The following is a 20,039-nucleotide window of genomic DNA, read 5'->3' on the forward strand; positions in this document are numbered from 1 at the left end:
CAACCGGTTGCCACTGGATGCAATCCAACCTAAAATCGTACTTAATCTCAACCAGCCACCTCCCGAAAGGAAAAGCTGTGAAAATCATTGCCGCTGAAGTCTTTGTGACCAGCCCGTCCCGTAACTTTGTTACCTTGCGTATCACCACGGAGGACGGTGTGACGGGCATTGGTGACGCCACGCTCAACGGCCGTGAACTGGCCGTCGCCGCGTACCTCAAGGAGCACGTGGCGCAGCTGCTCATCGGCAAGGATCCGCACCGGATCGAGGACACCTGGCAGTTCCTCTACCGCAGCTCATACTGGCGCCGTGGCCCCGTGACCATGGCGGCGATTGCCGCCGTCGACATGGCGCTGTGGGACATCAAGGGCAAGTTCGCCGGGATGCCGGTGTACCAGCTGCTGGGTGGCGCTTCCCGCAACGGTTTGCGGGCCTACGGCCACGCGTCCGGCGCGGACATTCCCTCGCTGTTCGACTCCGTTCGGGAGCACCTGGAACTGGGCTACAAGTCCATCCGCATCCAGACCGCCATCCCCGGCATCAAAGCCGTGTACGGTGTTGCCGCGCAGGCACAGGCCTCGGGTGAACGCTACGACTACGAGCCCGCCGGCCGTGGCGCGTTCCCGCAGGAAGAGGACTGGGATACCCGCGCCTACCTGCGCCACCTGCCCACCGTGTTTGAAGCCGTGCGGAACGAATTCGGCCCGGAAATCCCGCTGCTGCACGACGGCCACCACCGCATGACGCCCATCCAGGCCGCCAAACTCGGCAAGGCGCTGGAGCCGTACGACCTCTTCTGGCTGGAAGACTGCACCCCGGCCGAGAACCAGGAAGGCCTGCGCCTGGTCCGCCAGCACACCACCACGCCGCTGGCCATCGGCGAAATCTTCAACACCGTGTTCGACTTCCAGACCCTCATCAAAGAACAGCTGATCGATTACGTTCGGGCTGCATCCACCCACTTTGGCGGCATTTCACCGCTGAAGAAGGTCATGGACTTCGCGGCCCAGTACCAGATCAAGTCCGGCTTCCACGGTCCCACCGATATTTCGCCCGTAGGTTTCGCCGCCCAGCTCCACGTGGGCCTGGCCATCCACAACTACGGCATCCAGGAATACATGCAGCACTCGGACAAGACCAACGAGGTCTTCCAGCAGTCAATGACCTTCAAGGACGGCTACCTGCACCCCGGCGATAACCCCGGCATTGGCGTCGAATTCAACGAAGAAGCCGCTGCTGCCTTCCCGTACCAGCAGGCCTACCTGCCGTACAACCGCCTCGTGGACGGCACTGTTCATGACTGGTAAATCAGATTCTGGTGCTCGCCACCACATCGTGGTCATGGGTGTGGCCGGTTGCGGGAAAAGCACCGTAGGTGCTGCGCTCGCCGAGCGTCTGGGCGCTGAATTTCTCGACGGCGATTCGCTGCACCCCCAGGCGAACATCGAGAAGATGGCTTCGGGTACTCCGCTGAACGACGACGACCGCGCACCATGGTTGGCCGAAATCGGGAGGCGATTCCCGGCGTCGGACTCTTCACTTGTCATCGCGTGCAGCGCGCTCAAGCGCAGCTACCGGGACATTATCCGGAGCGCCGATCCGTCGGTGGTGTTTGTGCATCTGCACGGGACCCGCGAGCTGCTGAACGCGCGCATGACTGCCCGCCCCGGCCACTTCATGCCGGCCTCGCTGCTGGATTCGCAACTGGCAACACTGGAGCCCTTGCAGTCCGACGAAGGCGGGGTGGTTGTGAACATTGCCCAATCCGTGGAGGACATCGTGGATGACGTGACCTCGGCCTTGAGCGGCAAGGGATCGTTCCTTGTGGACCTCACAGCGGCCCCGTTCAACCTCGACGACGCCGCGGTGGAGTGGGTGGAGGCGACCATCGGCTCCATGACGCTGGAAGAGAAGATCGGCCAGCTGTTCATCAACCACAACAATGATTACTCCCCGGCGTACCTGGATGGCGTGCTGGAGAACTTCCACGTGGGCGGCATGCGCTACCGTCCCGGTCCGTCGTCGGCCGTGCAGGAACACATCCGTTACGCCCAGTCCAAGACCCGGATCCCGTTGCTGATTGCGTCCAACCCGGAAATGGGCGGCGCAGGCAGCTGCGACGACGGCACGTTCGTGTCCACCCACCTGCAGGCCGGTTCGCATCCCGATAAGAACATTGCCCGGCAGATGGGCCAAGTGGCCGGCGTTGAAACTGCTGCGCTGGGCTGTAACTGGGCCTTCGCGCCGATCGTGGACATCCACTACAACTGGCGGAACACGGTCATCTCCACGCGGGCTTTCGGCAACACCCCGGACATTGTGGTGGAACGGGCCAAGGAGTACTTCGACGGCATCAGCGAATCACCCACTGTCTGCGCCATGAAGCACTTCCCCGGCGACGGTATTGATGAGCGCGATCAGCACGTGGTCACCTCGTACAACACGCTTGGATACGACGAGTGGAACAAGACCTATGGGCACGTGTACCGCGAGATGATCGGGCACGGCGTGCAGTCGATCATGGTGGGTCACATCGGTGCGCCGGAGGTGTCCCGGCATTTCCGTCCCGGCCTGGCGGATTCCGAGGTGTTGCCCGCAACGCTGGCTCCGGAACTGTTACAGGACCTGCTGCGGGGCGAGCTCGGCTTCAACGGGCTGGTCCTCACGGACGCTTCCTTGATGGTGGGCCTGACGCAGGCCATGAAGCGGCGCGATCTGGTGCCCGCAACCATCGCAGCGGGTTGCGATATGTTCCTGTTCTTCCGGAACCCCGAGGAGGACTTCGGTTACATGCTGGATGGCTATAAGTCCGGCGTGATCACCGAAGGGCGTTTGCAGGATGCCTTGCGGCGGATTCTTGGCTTGAAGGCGAGCCTCGGGCTGCACCTCGCCTCCCGGGAATCGTTGGTGCCGTCAGCCGAAGCCTTGGCGGTGATCGGCAGTGAAGCACACCGTGAGATCGCTGCAGAAGTGGCTGAAAAGACCGTCACGCTGGTGAAAGACACTGCGGGTAACTTGCCCATCTCAGCTCAAACGCATCCGCGGATCCGCCTCTATGGCATTTCTGGTGGCGCTGACTTCACGCGGGCTGACCCGCTCGCGTACCTGGACACCGTCCGGGAAGAGCTGGAAGCTGCAGGTTTTGAGGTCAGTGTGTTCAAGACTGCCGAGCAGCGCGAAGGAGCAGGGGAGTCCGGCATGAACTTCATGCGGGTACTGTCCGAAGAGGCCACGGGCGATTACGCGGAGCGCTACGACGCCGCCTTCGTCTTCGCCAACGTCAAAGGCTTTGCGCAGGAGGCTTCCATTCGGATCAAGTGGTCTTCGCCGATGGCGGCCGAGATTCCCTGGTACGCCACGGAAGTTCCCACGGTGTTTGTCTCACTGAACCAACCGAACCATTTGATCGACGTACCCATGGTCAGGACCGTCATTCACGCACACGCGGCAACGCGCGAGGCCATCCGCGCCACCATCCAAAAGATCCAAGGGAAGTCCGAATTCCAGGGAACGTTCAACCAGAACGTCTTCTGCGATTCGTTCGACACCCGCCTCTGAACTGAAGCGTCAGCCCGGCACTGCCCACGAGGCGGTGCCGGGCTTTTCTTTTCGCGCATGGATTCATTTGTCTGCGGGGACGCCAATTGTGAACGCTAACAACGTTTCAAGTCAAGACCTTGGCCCCCAGTAGGAGGCTGCAACCATTTTGTGATCCGCGGCACTTGACCCGCGGTATTGTTAGCGTTCACAATGGCATTCGCATTACCTTTCGTGGCATGAGGCATCCAGCTGGCCGCAGACCACAAAACGCTTCACCGTGCCGGACGCGCAGATGCTCCGGCTGCATCAGAGTTCGCGGCAGAGCTGCCGCGGAAGGAGAGCATCGTGAGATTGAAGAAACTCCTGGGCGCCGTAGCGGTTGTCCTTACCCTGACCGTCGGAGCCACAGGCTGCGGTAGTCGCGGTGGAACTGCGGAGTCCAGCAGCAGTGCGAATCCCAGCGATTCATTGGTGGGCATTTCCATGCCAACCCAGACCTCCGAGCGTTGGATCGCTGACGGCGCCAACGTTGAGAAGTCCTTGAAGGACCTTGGCTACAAGACAGACCTCCAGTTCGCCAACGATGACATTCCTACGCAGGTTTCCCAGATTGAGAACATGCTGACCAAGGGTGCCAAGGCGCTCATCATCGCAGCGATCGATGGCACCACCCTGACCGATGTCCTGGCCAAGGCCAAGGAACAGAACGTCAAGGTCATCGCCTACGACCGCCTCATCAACGGAACGCCCAACGTTGACTACTACACCACCTTCGACAACTACACCGTGGGTGTCCAGCAGGCCACGTCCTTGCTGACTGGCCTGGGCCTGCTTGATGCCAGCGGCAACAAGGTTGAGGGCAAGGGCCCGTTCAATGTTGAGCTGTTTGCCGGCAGCCCGGATGACAACAACGCCAACTTCTTCTGGACCGGCGCCATGGACACCCTGAAGCCTTACATGGATGCAGGCACCTTGAAGGTTCCCAGCGGCCAGACCAAGTTTGAGCAGGCAGCAATCCTGCGCTGGCAGGCACCCGTAGCCCAGAAGCGCATGGAAGACATCCTCACCTCCGCTTACAGCTCCGGTACCAAGCTGGACGGCGTACTTTCCCCGTACGACGGCCTGTCAATCGGCATCATCTCCGCCCTGACCAGCACCGGCGGCTACTCCACCGGCAACCTGCCGGTAGTCACCGGCCAGGACGCTGAAAAGGGTTCCGTGAAGTCCATCATCGCCGGTGAGCAGTACTCCACCATCTTCAAGGACACCCGCCAGCTCGGGGCCCAGGCTGTGAAGATGGTTGACGCTGTGCTCAAGGGCACCGAGCCGGAAACCAACGACACCAAGACCTACAACAACAAGGTCAAGGTTGTCCCGGCCTTCCTCCTGAAGTCCGTCATCATCACCAAGGACAACTTCCAGAAGGAACTGATCGACTCCGGCTACTACACCGAAGCCGACGTCAAGTAACCACGTCTGTGGCCCCTCCTGCAGCAGGAGGGGCCACAGCCTCCCTTAGAGCCTGCCCGAGTCCTCGGCCCGGCCAAGTTCCAACCAGTCAGCGGGAATTGACGATGAACGTACCCATTCTTCAAATGCGAGGAATCACCAAGACCTTCCCCGGGGTAAAAGCCCTTCAGGACGTCACCCTGGACGTCAACCGCGGTGAGGTTCATGCCATTTGCGGCGAGAACGGAGCAGGGAAGTCCACTCTCATGAAGGTGTTGTCCGGCGTTTACGCCCACAACACCTTCGACGGCGACATCCTGTTCGAGAACGAGCCCTGCGAATTTTCGAGCATCACGGACAGCGAAAAGCGCGGCATCGTGATCATTCACCAGGAGTTGGCACTGAGCCCCTACCTGTCCATTGCCGAGAACATCTACCTCGGGAACGAGCTTGCCAAGAACGGATGGGTGGACTGGCGCAAAACCAATCTTGAAGCCGCCAAACTGCTGGCCCGGGTAGGCCTCAGCGAAAACCCGGTCACCCCCATCCAGCACATCAGCGTTGGTAAGCAGCAGCTGGTGGAAATCGCCAAGGCGCTGTCCAAAGAGGTCAAGCTCCTGATCCTGGATGAGCCCACGGCGGCGCTGAACGATGAAGACTCGGACCACTTGCTGGACCTCATCCTGCACCTCAAAGGCCAAGGCGTCACCAGCATCATCATCAGCCACAAACTCAACGAGATCCGCAAAGTAGCTGACGCCGTCACCATCATCCGCGATGGCAAGTCCATTGAGACCCTGCGCCTAGACCAGGGCCAGATCACCCAGGAACGCATCATCCGGGGCATGGTGGGCCGCGACCTCGAGAGCCTCTACCCGGACCGGACGCCCAACATCGGCGAGGAAGTCCTTCGCATTGAGGACTGGACCGTCCAGCACCCCCAAGACCATTCCCGCATGGTGGTGAACAACGCCAGCCTCAACGTCCGCAAGGGTGAAGTAGTAGGCCTGGCCGGGCTCATGGGCGCCGGCCGGACCGAGCTGGCCATGAGCGTCTTCGGCCGGACCTACGGGCGTGCAGTGTCCGGAAAGGTCTACAAGTACGGCCAGGAAATCAACACTTCCACCGTCTCCGATGCAATTGAACACGGGATCGCGTACGCCACAGAGGACCGGAAACACTACGGCCTGAACCTGATCGAGGACATCAAACGGAACATCTCCATGGCAGCGCTGAACAAGCTGGCCAAGAGGGGCTGGGTGGACGGCAACAAGGAAACCACCGTAGCCAACCACTACCGGAAGAGCATGAACATCAAGGCTCCTTCCGTTGCTGCCATCACCGGCAAGCTCTCGGGCGGAAACCAGCAAAAAGTGGTGCTGAGCAAATGGATGTTCTCAGACCCTGACGTCCTGATTCTGGACGAGCCGACCCGTGGAATCGACGTCGGAGCCAAGTTTGAGATTTACACCATCATCGCGGAGCTCGCAGCGGCTGGAAAGGCAGTCATTGTGATCTCCTCCGAGCTTCCGGAGCTCCTGGGCATTTGCGACAGGATCTACACGCTGTCCGCGGGCCACATCACCGGCGAAGTCCCCATCGCCGAAGCCACCCAGGAAACCCTCATGCACTTCATGACCAAAGAGAAGGAATAGCGAACATGTCCGCCCTCAGAGAATCCCTTGGCTTCCTCACAAGCCGCCTCCGCCAGGTTGGCATTTTCGTCGCCCTGATCCTGATCGTCATTCTCTTCCAGGTACTCACGGGCGGCATCCTGCTCCAGCCGCAGAACGTCACCAACCTGGTGGTCCAGAACAGCTACATCCTGATCCTGGCCATCGGCATGGTCATGGTTATCATCGCGGGCCACATTGACCTCTCGGTGGGTTCCATCGCAGGCTTCATCGGCGCTGTCGCAGGCGTGATGATCGTCCATTGGGGCTGGGCGTGGTGGCTCGCCATCCCGGCCTGCCTCCTGGTGGGTGCGCTGGTGGGCGCGTGGCAAGGCTACTGGATTGCCTATGTGGGCATCCCGGCCTTCATCGTCACCCTCGCAGGCATGCTGATCTTCCGCGGCCTGACCCTCATTACCCTCAAGAACCAGCAGATCACCCCGTTCCCCAACGAACTCCGTGCGCTCGGTGGCGGCTTCCTCCCGGACATTTCCGGTGGCACGTCCGTCCTGGAATGGCTCACAGTGATCCTGGGCGTCGGCGGCACGGCAGCCATTCTTTTCCAGGCATTGAAGGAACGCCGGGTTCGCCGCAAGTTCAACCTCGAGAATGAGCCCATGGCCTGGTTTGCCGTCAAGAACGGGTTCATCGCAGTACTGATGCTCATCATCACCTTCCTCTTGGCCAGCTACCGCGGTACCCCGATTGTCCTGATCGTCCTTGCGGTCCTGGTGATCGTCTACTCGGCCTTGATGAACAACAGCATCTTTGGCCGTCACACCTACGCGATCGGTGGAAACCTCCACGCCGCTGAACTCTCCGGCATCAAGACCAAGAAGGTCACCTTCCGCCTCTTCGTCAACATGGGTGTCCTGGCTGCCCTGGCCGGCCTGGTCTTTACGGCCCGCTTGAACTCGGCACAGCCCGCTGGCGGTACCGGCTTCGAACTCGACTCGATCGCTGCCGCCTTCATTGGTGGCGCCGCAGTTCAGGGTGGCATCGGAACCGTGGCAGGTGCCATGATCGGCGGCCTGATCATGGGTGTGCTCAACAACGGCATGTCCATCCTTGGCCTGGGCACTGACTACCAGCAGCTCATCAAGGGCCTGGTGCTGCTGCTCGCCGTCGGCTTCGACATCTTCAACAAGAACCGCACCGGTTCCGGTGGAGGTTCCTCCATGGGCCGTCGCTTCAAGTGGAAGACCACGCCGCCTGCCACCGAAACCTCCACACCGGCCACGTCCGAGCCCGTCGCGGTCGACGCGAAATAGCCCGCACATGTCCACAGGGGGAGCGGTGCGACCTCCCGTCATGGGTGATGTTGCCAAAATGGCGGGAGTCTCGCACCAAACCGTTTCCCGCGTTTTGAACAACCATCCCAACGTCAGTGTCCGCACCAAGCAGCGGGTGGAATCAGCCATCGCACAACTTGGGTACCGCCGGAACACCGCAGCCCGGAGCCTGGTGACCCGGCGGTCCCGGACCATCGGTGTGCTTGCCTGCGAGACAGGCCAGTTCGGTCCGGCGAATACCCTCCTGGGGGTGGAGCAAGCGGGACGGGAAGCGGGGTACTTCGTCAGTATTGCCAACCTCCGGGAAGTGACGGACGAGAGCGTCAACGACGCCATTGCCCATTTCCGGAACCAGTCCGTGGACGGGATCGTCATTCTGGTCCCGCACCCGGATGTCCTGGCAGCCCTGCACGATGTTTCCTTTTCCGTGCCGATTGTGGCTGTGGGGGCGGGCGCGGGCAACCAGCTGACGGGTGCGTCTTTGGACCAGCGGCTGGGAGCCCGCCTCGCCGTCGATCACCTGATTGGCTTGGGCCACCGCCGCATCGCCCACATTTCCGGGCCGCCGCACTGGATTGACGCCGCCGAGCGCATCAATGGATGGCAGGAGTCCCTGGCGAAGGCCGGTTTAGGCGCCGACGTCCTGCTCCAAGGTGGCTGGGACGCGGCGTCCGGTTACCGTGCCGGGCTGGATCTCATTGAGCAGCACAGCGTCACGGCCGTTTTCGTTGCGAACGACCAAATGGCGGTGGGTGTCCTCCGAGCCGTGCAGGAAGCCGGCTTCCGCATCCCCGGTGACATCAGCGTGGTGGGCTACGACGACCAACCCGAGGCTGAATTTTTCATGCCCCCGCTGACCACCATCAAACAGGACTTTGAGGAACTCGGCCGCCGCTGCATGGAAGCGGTCCTGCAGCAACTGGACGGGGACGGCGGAACAGGCGATCAGATTGTCACCCCCCGGCTGGTGATCCGCGCCACCACCGCGGCCCCACTAAACTAGGAGCCATGACTTCCTCCGTTGATACTGCTGCTGCCCGCGCCCGCCTTCTTGAACTCATCAAAGAACTGGCGGTGGTCCGCGGCAAGGTGATCCTCTCCAGCGGCAAGGAAGCGGACTACTACATTGACCTCCGCCGCATCACTTTGCATCACGAGGCCTCCAAGCTGGTGGGTCAGGTCATGTTGGCAATGATCGACGACGCCGGTGTGTCAGTTGAGTGCGCCGGCGGGCTCACCATGGGTGCGGACCCTGTGGGTACCGCTGTGATGCACGCTGCTGCCGATGCTGGCCGTGCCGTGGACGCCTTCGTTGTCCGCAAGGCCCAGAAGTCCTACGGCATGGGCCGTCAGGTAGAGGGCCCCTCGGTTGAAGGCCGCAACGTAGTGGTCCTCGAGGACACGTCCACCACCGGCGGCTCCGCACTGACCGCCGTCGAAGGTGTCCGTAAGGCGGGCGGCAACGTAGTGGCCGTGGCCGTCATTGTGGACCGCAACACCGGCGCCAAAGAGAAGATCGAAGCCGAAACGGGTGTGCCGTACCTCTTCGCATTCGGCAAGGATGAACTGGGCCTCGACTAAGCCTATGCTTGCTGCGTGGACGTTCAGGTAGGCAAGCTCCCGGCACCGCCGGAGGTGAACGAAAACCTCCCCGCGCCGGTGAGTACGGAACCGGAGCAATCAGAGGATCCGGGCTCATGGGCCCGGATCCTGCCCCACGCTGCCCGGCTGAAGAAGACGTCCCGCCGTAACTTCCTCATCACCGCCGGAGCTTCCGGGGCGCTCGCCGCGGACATGCTCTTCACCCGGCGCGTCCAGGCCGAGCGGCGGTCCACCAAGATCCTCCGTGTCCCTGATCCGTACTCGGACCTGTACTTTCCCAAGGCCAGTTGGATCCTCTTTCCCGGCTACAAAACCAGTTGGGAAGAGGCCCAATGGATCCTCAACTCGCTCCGTCCGGCGCTGCATCAGCGGGGCCGCCTTGCCGCCGTCGGGTATTCCAATCTGGGACTGGACGTGGACGAGGTGGTCCGCGAAATCATCCTCCACGTCCGTGAGTTGGGACTGGAGAAGCTGTACTTTTACGGCCATAGCTTCGGCGGAATGCTCGCCACCCAAGTCGCTGCCCGCCTGCTGGAGCTGCACGGCGTCGAGACGCAGTTAATCGTCCTGGATTCGAGCCCCTTCAACCGCGCTGACGTGCTTGACCAAAGCTGGTTCGACGGCGTGGTGTTCCTTTACGAGAACGGCTTTCGCATCCCATCAGTCCTGCGCGGCGGCTACGAGCTGGGGGAGCGTGTGGCGCACAAGGACGAGCGCACCTGGCGGCAGATCCTCGATCAAAGCCTGGAGCAACTCTCACCGATCGCACCCTCCAGCGTGCTGATCCAGACGGAGTCGGCGTACATCTACCACTTTGACGGCCTCCGGCTGGCCGGAAAAATCGGGGGAGCCAAGATGGCGTTCATCGGCAACGCCAAGGACGGCACCGTGGACTACGAGTCGGCGCGCGCGGGGTGGAGCAAGGTCTTCGGTGCCAACATGGTCATGCCCACGCTCAGCACAGAAGGCGCCCGGCCCGCCCACGCCAGCCCGCAGTGGAACGGCAGCATCTACCGGCCGTTGCTGGAACGGGTCCAGGACGAGCTGCAACCGCTCCCGCCCGAGCCCCGGGAGCCGTCATACCAAGAGCCGAATGGCAAGGTCATCCGCCCGGTCTAGGTGAACTTTTGTACAAGTGAGCTCTGTACTCGAGTACAGGGTGGATATACCCGATCCTCCGTAGCGTCGTTCTTGACAGGAAATAAGAACGAATTTCGAGGAGCGAAGTATGAACGGCCTACAGCTCACGGGCATCAGCCGCAGCTTCGGTGACCGCAGGGTCCTCCACGATGTGGACCTCACGGTCCATCGCGGGGAGATCGTGGGATTCATCGGCGGCAACGGTGCAGGCAAAACCACCACCATGCGCGTGATCCTTGGTCTGCTGACCCCGGATCGAGGAGAAGTTACCTGGGAAGGGTTGCCCATCAGGGCTCAGGACCGGCGACGCATTGGTTACATGCCCGAGGAACGCGGCCTCTACCCCCAGATGCCGGTGCGGGACCAGATCATTCACTTCGCTTTGCTGGAAGGGCACCACACCGAGGCCGCACGTGAGGTCGCAGACAAACTCATCGTGTCCCTCGGCCTCCAAGCCCGCGAGCAGGCATTAGTCCAGGACCTCTCCTTGGGAAATCAGCAGCGCGTCCAGTTGGCCGTCGCCTTGGTTGGAAATCCCGCACTGCTGGTGCTGGACGAGCCCTTCTCGGGGTTGGACCCCATCGCTGTCGAAACGATGTCCCGGCTCATCCGGGAGCAAGCCGACCGGGGCGTGGGGGTTCTGTTCTCCTCACACCAACTTGAGCTCGTTGAGCGCCTCTGCGACAAGGTGTGCGTTCTGGATCGCGGCCGAGTGACAGCGAGCGGCAGCGTGGTGGAACTGCAGGATGACGGAAAGAGCCGCTGGCGACTCGGCTTCTCCCGCACGGCAGATTCGTTCGCCGCCGAAGTCTCGATGGCCCGGGGCGTCAACGTGGAGTTTTCCGCCTCCGACCGAACTACAGTGCTCGTCTCGGTGGACGGCTCAGGCCGGGACGTGCCCGGCGAAATCCTTGCAGCAGCGCAACGGCACGGCGGGTTGAAGAGCATCGCGTCCGCACAAAGGTCCTTGGCAGACCTGCTCGCCGGAAAGTTCATTTCGTCGTCAGATCCAGGTACCAGCCCGGGGGCGGAGCGCTCCCTCGACAAAGTTGGAGTATCGCAATGAGCACAACAACATTTGATCGCACAACCCGCATCGCGGGTCCTTCTTCCGGCAGTGGATTACGCGAGACGCGCCTGATCATCCGGCGTGAGGTCCTTACCAGGCTGGGGAACCGGACCATACTCACGGCAACAGGACTTCTGGCCCTTTTCGCCGGCGCCGCTGCCGGGATCGGCGGATGGTTCTTGGTGGACTCACTGGGCGGGGCTGGTGCAATGAGCTTCGATCCTCGGGCCATCTTCGCCACTGCCATGATCAGCGCATTGCTGGCCTCCTTGGTCTACTCGGCCTCGAGCCTGACCTCGGGGGTGGTGGAGGAGAAATCGTCAAGGATCGTGGAGATCCTGCTGACCAAGATCGGGATCGTCCCGTTGCTGGCTGGAAAGATGATCGGCATAGGACTGGTCACCCTTATCCAACTGCTGGCAATCGGCGGAACCGCCGTGGTGGGATTCAGCGTGGTGGGAGGCTGGTCCCTCATCAACGTCGCTGTGGGACCGAGCCTGCTGTGGTTCCTCCTCTGGTTCCTTCTGGGCTACGTGATTTTCGCGGCCTTGAACACGACCCTCGCTTCCACGGTTTCCCGGCAAGAGGACCTGGGTACAGCGGTCATGCCTCTGTCAGTCCTGCAAATGGTGCTGCTGGTGGTCTCTCTCTACGTCCTGCCAATGAACCTGGGAAACCCGTGGATGGAGGGGCTGTCCTTCGTGCCTCTGTTCTCCTCCTACCTCATGCCGATGCGCTTCGCACTCGAAGACGTGTCCACCTGGGAGATGGTGCTGGCCGCCGGCATATCGGTGGCAGCGATTCCCGCTCTGTTCTGGCTGGCCACCGTGATTTACCGGAACAACGCACTGCGCACCGGCTCACGGGTCTCCCTGCAACAGTCCCTGACCTCCGACGAGACGGCCTAGCTCCAACTCGTCACTTAGTCCACGGGCCCGGCTCATCGGGTCTCTCCAGATAGGAAAACCATGCCTGACAACAAGCGCAACCAATCATTGGCCACCAAGAAACTCGTCCGCAACATAGCCCTTCTGCTGATCGGTGTCCTGGCCGCCTACGCGGTAACCACCCTGCTGCTCTGATGGAGTCCCTCATGATGACCGCCACTGCCCCGGCGCACCTGCTGGTTGCTCGCTCGGCTCCACGCCGGAGATACTCCCATGATCACCACTTGCCGATAGGTCCCGGGACCTTGCTGCCCGACGCTATTGAAAAGTCCGGGCACCGGGCGATCCTTCAAGCCATTCGAGGGCTGCAGGACTCCGCGCCGACAGTGACGTGGCAGGTCATTACGTCCCGGCCCAACGGTTCCGCTGTCCTGGAGACGGCGCTTTCCACAGTGGCCGGCTACAGGGTTACGGAGCACGCCGAAGCGGTGGAGCAGGCCAAGGAGTTTGCCCGGACAAACCTGAACCGCGCGTGGCAGTCCCCGCTTGAATTGGCCCGTTCCCTGGCCCATTACGAGGTAATGGGATGGGGTGGCGAGCTGGTCCGTGATCCGGAAGCTGCCCTCGACCGGGTGGATTGCGCTGGTATCGAGAAGGCCGCCGAAGGCTTGGTTCGGCCCATCAAAGAGGTGCTGGGACGCAGCTAGGGCGTCATGATCCTCAAGATTCCAGCCGTGAACGCGCACTGGGGCTGAGGTCCACAAGTCCTCCTTCGACCGCGGCAACCAGGATCTGTACCCGGTCCCGCACACCGAGCTTCTCCATCACGTTCACGAACCGGGCTTTGATGGTGGACTCTGTCACGAACAGCTCTGCAGCCATCTCGCGGTTGCTCATTCCCCGTCCAAGCAGCTGGATCACCTCCAGCTCCTTTTTGGTCAGCGCGTCCACTAGCTTGGGGTCCGGAATGACTTCAGCTGGAACGGACTCAGCGAGTCCTGTCACAACATGCCGCGTCACTTTGGCGGACAGTACGGATTCGCCGGCCATCACAGTGTGGATGGCGGCAGTGATTTCCTTGGGCAGCGTGTCCTTGACAAGGTATCCCGACGCTCCAGCCCGCAGCAGGTCCACCACGTAGCGATCGGTGGAGAAGGTGCTCAACCCCAATATGGCGATTTCCGGGAAATCTGCATGGATTTGGGCAGTTGCAGCAACACCGTCCATCACTGGCATCTGCATATCCATCAGGATCACATCCGGCCGAAGTGAGGCTGCCTGAACCACGGCCACACGCCCATCCGATGCCTCTCCGACAACTTCGATGGACGGGTCGGACGAGAGATAATCCCGCAGAATCTCCCGGGCCAACAGCTCATCATCCACCAACAACACTCGCGTCATCCTGATCCCCCACTGTCAGTATCCGAGCCAATCTTCCCACAAGTGCACTTAGGCATCCGCAGACGCCAGCCCTTCCAAAGGGATGGACACCGCGGTGGTCCAGCGCCCCTCGCTGAGGCCGACGTCCATGAATCCTCCGAACACTTCACAGCGGGCACTCATTGCCTCAAGCCCGGTCCTGGAGGACATGATGGGCTCGGCGGTGGAGACCGTGTTCTCCGATGCGAGCTGTACGCGATCGGCCCCTACAGCCAGACGCAGATCCACCACCCCGGACGGGTCAGCATGTTTAAGGACGTTGGTCCCCATTTCCCGAACCGTCCGGCGAAGCGCCTGGCGCAGGCTGGCCGGGATCCGGGCTACTTCCCCTTCGACGACGAGGCTTACTTTGAAGCCCGCGCGGTCCAGTGCTTCCACAACTCCGTCGAGATCGTGGACCAAGCCAACGGCGGTGGTGGTTTCACCGGACATGGCAGGAGCATCCAGCAAACCACCTTCCGGCTGGTCCCTTTCCTCGTCTTTGAGGAGGGTTACCAGGCTGCGCAGGTCCTGCAACGTCTGCTGTGCCGCGTTGCCGATGCCCTCCAGGATTTGGGAGGTCTTCGCCTGGTCGTTCACGAACTCCGCCCGTCGCGCCTGCATGGCAATGATGGTCACGTCGTGGGCCACGATGTCGTGAAGCTCGTGGGCGAGGCGGGTTCGTTCCTCACTGCGGACTTGCGCCTGTTGCTCCTGCAAATCGCGGATGTGGTGTGTGCTTTGCTCGTAGCGGTGCCGGTAGACGTTGACGCTGCGCCACGCCGCGGCCGCAAGGAAGACCACCAGCGCCAGCAGCACCGCCGGTTGGTCGGCCATCTCCGGCGTTGATATGTATAAACCCAGCAAGACGCTCGGCACGAACAGCGAGAAATTGATGGCCAGCTTCCACGGAAGAAGGAAGGAACAGAAGGCAACCACCACCATCGTGGGGAAGATCATGGCCACCACAAGGGACGCGTCTCCACCCAGCACCATGATGACGGCCAGGGACAGACACCACGCAACAGCGGCCTGCGTTGCTCCGAGAAGGAGTGCGAGGAGCGGCAGATACGGGACTACCAGCTCCAACCATCCCTGAAACGACGAAAGATCGTGTTGCTGCCAGCGAATCCCCAATGCCAGGAATAGCAAGGTTGCCATGACGATGGCCGAGCGAAGAACCCACCCTCCGGGCAGGGGTTTGACGTCAGCGAGCCAGTTCGTCCTACTCATCCACCCAAGTATTACAGAGCCAGCGATTCAACCTCGACGGCGGTAAGTCCCGCCTCACGCAGGAAGCTCCGCGCGTCGCCGAACTCCTGCGCAAAGCCGGCCAAGAAGTGCTGCATGGCGGCTTCCGGGCTCTGCAGGATCATGAGCTCGGGGCTAAAGTACTCTGCCGGTGTTGCGGGAACGCTGAGCCGCCACGTTTCCGCCATGACTTCCAGGACGTCCGGCAAGTTGGCTGTGGTGGCCGCATAATCCGCCACCACCTGGTCCTCGGTTCCACCGGACGCCAGAAGAGCTATCGCTGAGACCACACCGGTCCTGTCCTTTCCCAACGAACAGTGAACCAGCGTGCGTTTGCCACGTGCGACAGGTCGCAGTGCATCGCCCACCCATTCGGGCCGCAGCCGGACCCAGCCCAGATACAGGTCGCCGAGGTCTTCGGCCGTTTCCACGGACTGGAGCGAGCCCGCTATGGCGTTCGGGTCCAGCGGGTTATGGATGAGTTCGACGGCGGGCGGGGCGACGGCGGCAGGCTCGCCTCCGGCGTCGTGGTGGTTTTGCACCAGCCACGGAACCAACGAGCGCTCAAGCTCGCTGCGCAGGTCCACAATGGCCTGGATGCCGTGCTCCGCCAGGAAACCTGATGTTGCAGCGGCATCCAAACCGAACGGCTGGCTCCCCCTGAGTATCCGGCCGCCGGCCAGGGGACGCAGATTGAGCACAGCCATGGTTTTGTCCTCTTAGATTTGGCTCTTCAGGTCGGCCACCGAGTTCAGGATCTGGTTGGGCCGGAACGGGAAGGACACGATTTCTTCGCGCTGCGTGATGCCGCTGAGTACCAGGACCGTGTGCAGGCCCGCTTCCATGCCGGCCACAATGTCCGTGTCCATGCGGTCGCCGATCATGGCGGTGGTCTCGGAGTGGGCGTCGATCTGGTTCATGGCGGAGCGGAACATCATGGGGTTCGGTTTGCCCACAATGTAGGGCTCGCGGCCCGTGGCCTTGGTGATCATGGCCGCGATGGCACCGGTGGCCGGCATGGGGCCGTCCTTGGAGGGGCCGGTGGCGTCCGGGTTGGTGGCGATGAAACGAGCGCCGGCCAGGATGTGGCGGACGGCCATAGTGATCGCTTCGAAGGAGTAAGTGCGGGTCTCGCCGAGCACCACGAAATCGGGATCGGTGTCAGTGAGGATGAATCCGGCCTCGTGCAGGGCAGTTGTAAGACCGGCTTCGCCGATGGTGTAGGCGCGGTTGCCCGAGTCCGAGGACTGAACCTGGTCCTTCAGGAACTGTGCGGTGGCCAGCGCGGAGGTCCAGATGTTCTCTTCCGGGACTTCCAAGCCGGAGGCGCGCAGGCGGGCAGCGAGGTCGCGGGGCGTGAATATGGAGTTGTTGGTCAGAACCAGGAAGCGCTTGGACGTGTCCACCCAGCGCTGAATGAGCTCTGCCGCACCGGGGATTGCCTGGTTTTCGTGAACCAGGACGCCGTCCATGTCCGTGAGCCAGCATTCGATTTCGTGGCCATTGCGATACACCGACGTGGACGTGGTTTCTTCTGCCATATTTGCCTCCGGCTGGGATTGTTCGTGCACTGCAACCTAGTCTTCCATCAATCTGTTGGCTGGACATGTCGGGAACCCGCTTATGTGGGAAGTTCTGCCCATGTGGATAACTCATATGACTTGCATCGTGTGCGTTGAGCTGGACTACGCTGGTTGCGGCGCTGGCGTGCCAGCACCGTGGGTCGGGGGATCGACGCGGTGGATTCTTGACGCCGCCGCGCTCCAGCAGGTCCCCACTTACCGCATGTGAAAGGGCCTGTCATGAGCAGCAACAACGGAGCGCCGCAGCCTCCCTATGACCCGAACGGCGTGCCGCAGCCGCGCTACGAGACCGGCAAGGATCAGTACAACCAGTACCAGCCCGGCCAGAACCCGGGCGGCCACAACAAGAAGTCCCTGTTCCTCATCCTCGGTGGCGTCGCCGTCGTCGTGATCATTGCGCTGGTGGTGACGTTCACGTGGCTGGTCCCGTCCATGACCAAGCCGGTGGCAGTCGAATCCCCGTCCGTGACGTCCTCCCAGGAGGCATCGGAGGCAGCGGCCGAGCCGTCGGCTGAGCCCTCAAATGAACCCTCGGGTGAGGCCTCGGCGTCCTCGGAAATCCCTGCTGACGCCATCCCCCTGCCGGCAGTTTGGAACGACCTGGCTGGACCCAGCAACGTTCCGGCGGACGGAGATCCCCTGTTCAGCAAGTGGGTCACGGGCGAATCGTCCTTCCAGTACCTGGCCGAGTGGACGCATGACGAGTCATTCGGCATCACCAAGGACCCCACCACGGGCGCGGAGATCCAGAAGAAGGCCCAGGGAACTGTGGAAACGGATGGCGACGGAATTGCGCTCGCCTATGCGTTCTTTGCCGAGTCCGAGGAAGGCAAGTTCGGCAAGGACCCTGCTGAGGTCAAAAAAGCGATTCAGGACATCGAGGCCCGTTTCAAGGGGATGACCGCCGGCGAACTTCCCCAGAACCTGGTGGGCCACAAATGCACTTCCAACTTCAAGACCAGCATGCCGGAAATCAGGGAGTTCCGTCGTGGCGCAGCTGTGGTGGTCAGCTTTACCTGCACCAACGCCCGCGGCGAAGAGATCCAGGCCGTGAACCTGTTCTCGGTGACTCCGTGGGGAACTCCGCAAATGCTCGGCGTCAGCGGACACAAGACGTACTGGGACGCGCACCCCGGACTCTTTGAACAACTGGGCAACTCGTACCGCATCAACAAGTGGAAGATGGTCTAAGTTTCCGCGGACACAATGGGTAACCGGGCAGGGCTAAAGTTGAGGGGTGACTGACCTTCCCTCCAATACGGCCCTGCCCACGCCTGCCGAAACCCCCGTAGAGACCACGGCAGAAGGCGAAGCGGAAGCGAAACCTGAGGTCGGCGTCGGGCCCTGGGACGGTGAGTGGCCCGAAGGCGAGCACTGGGACCCGGACCTGTTGAGGGATGGTGACCGCCGCAATGTTGTGGACCAGTACAGGTACTGGAAACACGAGGCGATCGTGGCGGACCTGGACTCAAAGCGGCACGATTTCCACATCGCCATTGAGAATTGGCAGCATGACCTCAACATCGGAACCGTGGTGCGCACGGCCAACGCGTTCCTCGCCAAGGAGGTCCACATCATTGGCCGACGTCGGTGGAATCGTCGCGGGGCTATGGTCACCGACCGCTACCAGCACGTCCGCCACCACCCCACCGTAGAAGACTTTGTCCAGTGGGCTGAGGGGGAGGGGCTTGCGGTGATCGGCATCGACATCTTCCCCGATTCGGTGCCCTTGGAAACGTACGACCTCCCCAGGAACTGCGTGTTGGTGTTCGGCCAGGAAGGCCCCGGCCTCACGCCCGAGGTGCACGATGCCGCCGTCGCCACGCTTTCCATTGAGCAGTTCGGCTCCACACGGTCCATGAACGCCGCCTCAGCCGCTGCCATTGCCATGCACGCCTGGGTCCGCCGCCACGTGTTCCAGCAAGCTGTCAGCTAGGCAAGCTTTTGCTTCTACCGATCTTTGAGCGTGGCTTTCCCGTCAACAATCTGGATCTCACCTGAGGCTCTGGGTATTACAAGCTCAACCTTCGGCTCCCATTGCGGGGCGTCGTCACGGCCGCTGTTCACTTCGTAGCTCACCGAAGCCGCGCCCGATTGCGCAGACTGAATGATCCAACTGTCCTCGCCGCGAAGGAGAGTGAAGGTGGGCTCCTTCTCCAGGGTCCATTTCACGTTGCGGGTAGGTCGGTATTCGGAGATCCCAAACCCGGAACAGCCACGACGCGTCGCTTCGGCGATAGTAGCCGGAGCGGACGCACTGCATTCAGTCCGTTTGTTCTCAAGAAGTGTCCGGGTCTCGTCCAGGAGCAGCTGGGTGGGTAACACTTTCAAACTTTCGCTGTTCTTGGAAATCGCCCGGTCAATGCTGATCAAGGCCTTCTGCTCTTCTGCCGTTGTGTACTTGTCTCCGGCAATGCCCAGGGTGTACTCGCCGGGGAAGGCCGGCATCAGCAGGGAATCACTGGCAGCGGTTCCGGAGTCAGGAACAGCAACAACCACGCCGTTCACAGTGAACGGCCCCACGGGACGGCCGGAACTGAGCCGGATCTTCTGGAAGTTTTTGGGTCCGACCTTCCACTCGCCCTCCCGTGACTTGGTCATCCTCAAAAGAATGTCCTGCTTGCGGCCGTTCTGGGTGACTTCGGCAGTGACAAAATCGGATCTTGCGTCCAGGATCCGGTAACCGTCAATGCGCTGTCCTGCACTTTTGTAAACGTTGTTCTGGAGGAGTGCTTTTTCATTCTCGGGGACGCCGGGATCGGAGACGCTCAGGGCTTTCTCTCCGTCTCCGTCGATCAGGGCCTGAAAGTATGTTCCAGCTGTGGCGCTCATGCCCCGGTCCGGTGAGAACAGCGGTAAAACCAAGAGAACCAAGGCAAGGATTGCCGCGGTGAGGACCACCGCTGCGCCCGCTGCGATGGCAATAATAATGTTCCGCTTCCGCCCGGGTTTCCCTTCGGGGAAAGAACCGCCCTGCTGCTGCAGGGGTGGCGCCAGACGGGGCTGATTGTTTGCACTCGGCGGGATCTCCATTCCCGCAGTATATCCACCGTTTCGATGAATCCCGGCGGGTAGGTGGGATGTGAACCCCGCGAAAGTGTTAAGGCTCTCAGTGACCCGAAACACGGCGT

18 protein-coding genes are annotated in these 20,039 nt (G+C 61.6%); 13 read left to right on the forward strand and 5 right to left on the reverse strand.

The genetic code is table 11. The features are described 5' to 3' along the window. Positions 1-77 precede the first annotated feature (77 nt). The 11 genes from manD to ABI796_RS02710 all read left to right on the forward strand — a co-directional run bounded on the left by manD (position 78) and on the right by ABI796_RS02710 (position 13,359). Positions 78-1,307 (forward strand): D-mannonate dehydratase ManD, encoded by a 1,230-nt coding sequence (manD, locus tag ABI796_RS02660; RefSeq protein ID WP_141284569.1) that lies wholly within the window; start codon positions 78-80, stop codon positions 1,305-1,307. Then, complete coding sequence (locus ABI796_RS02665) at positions 1,297-3,558, forward strand: gluconokinase, GntK/IdnK-type (protein ID WP_141284571.1); 2,262 nt, start codon at positions 1,297-1,299, stop codon at positions 3,556-3,558. Before manD ends, ABI796_RS02665 begins: the two co-directional genes overlap by 11 nt. 327 nt (positions 3,559-3,885) lie before the next feature. Beyond that, positions 3,886-5,010: a multiple monosaccharide ABC transporter substrate-binding protein gene (gene chvE, locus ABI796_RS02670; protein WP_174754569.1), complete on the forward strand. Its 1,125-nt coding sequence runs from the start codon at positions 3,886-3,888 to the stop codon at positions 5,008-5,010. 104 nt (positions 5,011-5,114) lie between these two features. Then, positions 5,115-6,644 carry a multiple monosaccharide ABC transporter ATP-binding protein gene (mmsA, locus tag ABI796_RS02675; RefSeq protein ID WP_141284575.1) on the forward strand — a complete coding sequence of 510 codons (1,530 nt, stop codon included), beginning with the start codon at positions 5,115-5,117 and terminating at the stop codon, positions 6,642-6,644. A 5-nt stretch (positions 6,645-6,649) separates the two neighbouring features. Further along, positions 6,650-7,933, forward strand: a complete 1,284-nt coding sequence (mmsB, locus tag ABI796_RS02680) for a multiple monosaccharide ABC transporter permease (protein WP_141284577.1) — start codon at positions 6,650-6,652, stop codon at positions 7,931-7,933. 40 nt (positions 7,934-7,973) lie between these two features. Continuing rightward, complete coding sequence (locus ABI796_RS02685; protein WP_141284675.1) at positions 7,974-8,957, forward strand: LacI family DNA-binding transcriptional regulator; 984 nt, start codon at positions 7,974-7,976, stop codon at positions 8,955-8,957. 5 nt (positions 8,958-8,962) lie between these two features. Next, complete coding sequence (gene pyrE, locus ABI796_RS02690; protein ID WP_141284579.1) at positions 8,963-9,535, forward strand: orotate phosphoribosyltransferase; 573 nt, start codon at positions 8,963-8,965, stop codon at positions 9,533-9,535. 15 nt (positions 9,536-9,550) lie between these two features. Then, positions 9,551-10,675: a thioesterase domain-containing protein gene (locus tag ABI796_RS02695; protein ID WP_141284581.1), complete on the forward strand. Its 1,125-nt coding sequence runs from the start codon at positions 9,551-9,553 to the stop codon at positions 10,673-10,675. Between the two features lie 109 nt (positions 10,676-10,784). Further along, on the forward strand, positions 10,785-11,762 hold the full coding sequence (locus tag ABI796_RS02700) for an ABC transporter ATP-binding protein (protein ID WP_141284583.1): 978 nt from the start codon (positions 10,785-10,787) through the stop codon (positions 11,760-11,762). Then, positions 11,759-12,673, forward strand: coding sequence for an ABC transporter permease (locus ABI796_RS02705; protein ID WP_141284585.1), 915 nt, complete (start codon positions 11,759-11,761; stop codon positions 12,671-12,673). Before ABI796_RS02700 ends, ABI796_RS02705 begins: the two co-directional genes overlap by 4 nt. A gap of 185 nt (positions 12,674-12,858) precedes the next feature. After that, the gene (locus ABI796_RS02710; protein WP_141284587.1) at positions 12,859-13,359 is read left to right on the forward strand and encodes a hypothetical protein; all 501 of its coding nucleotides are present in this window, start codon (positions 12,859-12,861) and stop codon (positions 13,357-13,359) included. 13 nt (positions 13,360-13,372) lie between these two features. Here ABI796_RS02710 and ABI796_RS02715 read toward each other — a convergent pair whose 3' ends face one another. From ABI796_RS02715 to ABI796_RS02730, 4 genes are read right to left on the reverse strand one after another with little or no spacing between them, the layout of a single operon-like run. Then, positions 13,373-14,056 carry a response regulator transcription factor gene (locus ABI796_RS02715; protein ID WP_141284589.1) on the reverse strand — a complete coding sequence of 228 codons (684 nt, stop codon included), beginning with the start codon at positions 14,054-14,056 and terminating at the stop codon, positions 13,373-13,375. A 48-nt stretch (positions 14,057-14,104) separates the two neighbouring features. Next, positions 14,105-15,307, reverse strand: a complete 1,203-nt coding sequence (locus ABI796_RS02720) for a sensor histidine kinase (RefSeq protein WP_141284591.1) — start codon at positions 15,305-15,307, stop codon at positions 14,105-14,107. An 11-nt stretch (positions 15,308-15,318) separates the two neighbouring features. Then, the gene (locus ABI796_RS02725) at positions 15,319-16,032 is read right to left on the reverse strand and encodes a tyrosine-protein phosphatase (RefSeq protein WP_141284593.1); all 714 of its coding nucleotides are present in this window, start codon (positions 16,030-16,032) and stop codon (positions 15,319-15,321) included. 12 nt (positions 16,033-16,044) lie between these two features. Continuing rightward, a complete protein-coding gene (locus tag ABI796_RS02730; RefSeq protein WP_035761154.1) occupies positions 16,045-16,866 on the reverse strand; it encodes an HAD-IIA family hydrolase in 822 nt (273 codons plus the stop codon). 261 nt (positions 16,867-17,127) lie between these two features. Here ABI796_RS02730 and ABI796_RS02735 point away from each other — a divergent pair, with 261 nt between their 5' ends. Both ABI796_RS02735 and ABI796_RS02740 read left to right on the forward strand, forming a co-directional pair. Continuing rightward, entirely contained in the window at positions 17,128-18,099 is a 972-nt protein-coding gene (locus ABI796_RS02735; RefSeq protein ID WP_141284595.1) for a hypothetical protein, read from the forward strand. Between the two features lie 46 nt (positions 18,100-18,145). Continuing rightward, positions 18,146-18,844 (forward strand): TrmH family RNA methyltransferase, encoded by a 699-nt coding sequence (locus ABI796_RS02740; protein WP_141284597.1) that lies wholly within the window; start codon positions 18,146-18,148, stop codon positions 18,842-18,844. A 14-nt stretch (positions 18,845-18,858) separates the two neighbouring features. Here ABI796_RS02740 and ABI796_RS02745 read toward each other — a convergent pair whose 3' ends face one another. Continuing rightward, positions 18,859-19,941 carry a hypothetical protein gene (locus tag ABI796_RS02745; RefSeq protein WP_141284599.1) on the reverse strand — a complete coding sequence of 361 codons (1,083 nt, stop codon included), beginning with the start codon at positions 19,939-19,941 and terminating at the stop codon, positions 18,859-18,861. Positions 19,942-20,039: the final 98 nt, after the last annotated feature.

Origin of the sequence: Paenarthrobacter aurescens, from assembly GCF_041549525.1 — a bacterium.
GTDB lineage: Bacteria > Actinomycetota > Actinomycetes > Actinomycetales > Micrococcaceae > Arthrobacter > Arthrobacter aurescens.

Excerpts from the sequence above, each read along its gene's own strand:
- ABI796_RS02665 (WP_141284571.1), top strand. The coding sequence starts at position 1,297 with ATGACTGGTAAATCAGATTCTGGTGCTCGCCACCACATCGTGGTCATG.
- mmsA (WP_141284575.1), top strand. The coding sequence starts at position 5,115 with ATGAACGTACCCATTCTTCAAATGCGAGGAATCACCAAGACCTTCCCC.
- mmsB (WP_141284577.1), top strand. The coding sequence starts at position 6,650 with ATGTCCGCCCTCAGAGAATCCCTTGGCTTCCTCACAAGCCGCCTCCGC.
- ABI796_RS02685 (WP_141284675.1), top strand. The coding sequence starts at position 7,974 with ATGGGTGATGTTGCCAAAATGGCGGGAGTCTCGCACCAAACCGTTTCC.
- pyrE (WP_141284579.1), top strand. The coding sequence starts at position 8,963 with ATGACTTCCTCCGTTGATACTGCTGCTGCCCGCGCCCGCCTTCTTGAA.
- ABI796_RS02700 (WP_141284583.1), top strand. The coding sequence starts at position 10,785 with ATGAACGGCCTACAGCTCACGGGCATCAGCCGCAGCTTCGGTGACCGC.
- ABI796_RS02705 (WP_141284585.1), top strand. The coding sequence starts at position 11,759 with ATGAGCACAACAACATTTGATCGCACAACCCGCATCGCGGGTCCTTCT.
- ABI796_RS02710 (WP_141284587.1), top strand. The coding sequence starts at position 12,859 with ATGATGACCGCCACTGCCCCGGCGCACCTGCTGGTTGCTCGCTCGGCT.
- ABI796_RS02715 (WP_141284589.1), bottom strand. The coding sequence starts at position 14,056 with ATGACGCGAGTGTTGTTGGTGGATGATGAGCTGTTGGCCCGGGAGATT.
- ABI796_RS02720 (WP_141284591.1), bottom strand. The coding sequence starts at position 15,307 with ATGAGTAGGACGAACTGGCTCGCTGACGTCAAACCCCTGCCCGGAGGG.
- ABI796_RS02725 (WP_141284593.1), bottom strand. The coding sequence starts at position 16,032 with ATGGCTGTGCTCAATCTGCGTCCCCTGGCCGGCGGCCGGATACTCAGG.
- ABI796_RS02730 (WP_035761154.1), bottom strand. The coding sequence starts at position 16,866 with ATGGCAGAAGAAACCACGTCCACGTCGGTGTATCGCAATGGCCACGAA.
- ABI796_RS02735 (WP_141284595.1), top strand. The coding sequence starts at position 17,128 with ATGAGCAGCAACAACGGAGCGCCGCAGCCTCCCTATGACCCGAACGGC.
- ABI796_RS02745 (WP_141284599.1), bottom strand. The coding sequence starts at position 19,941 with ATGGAGATCCCGCCGAGTGCAAACAATCAGCCCCGTCTGGCGCCACCC.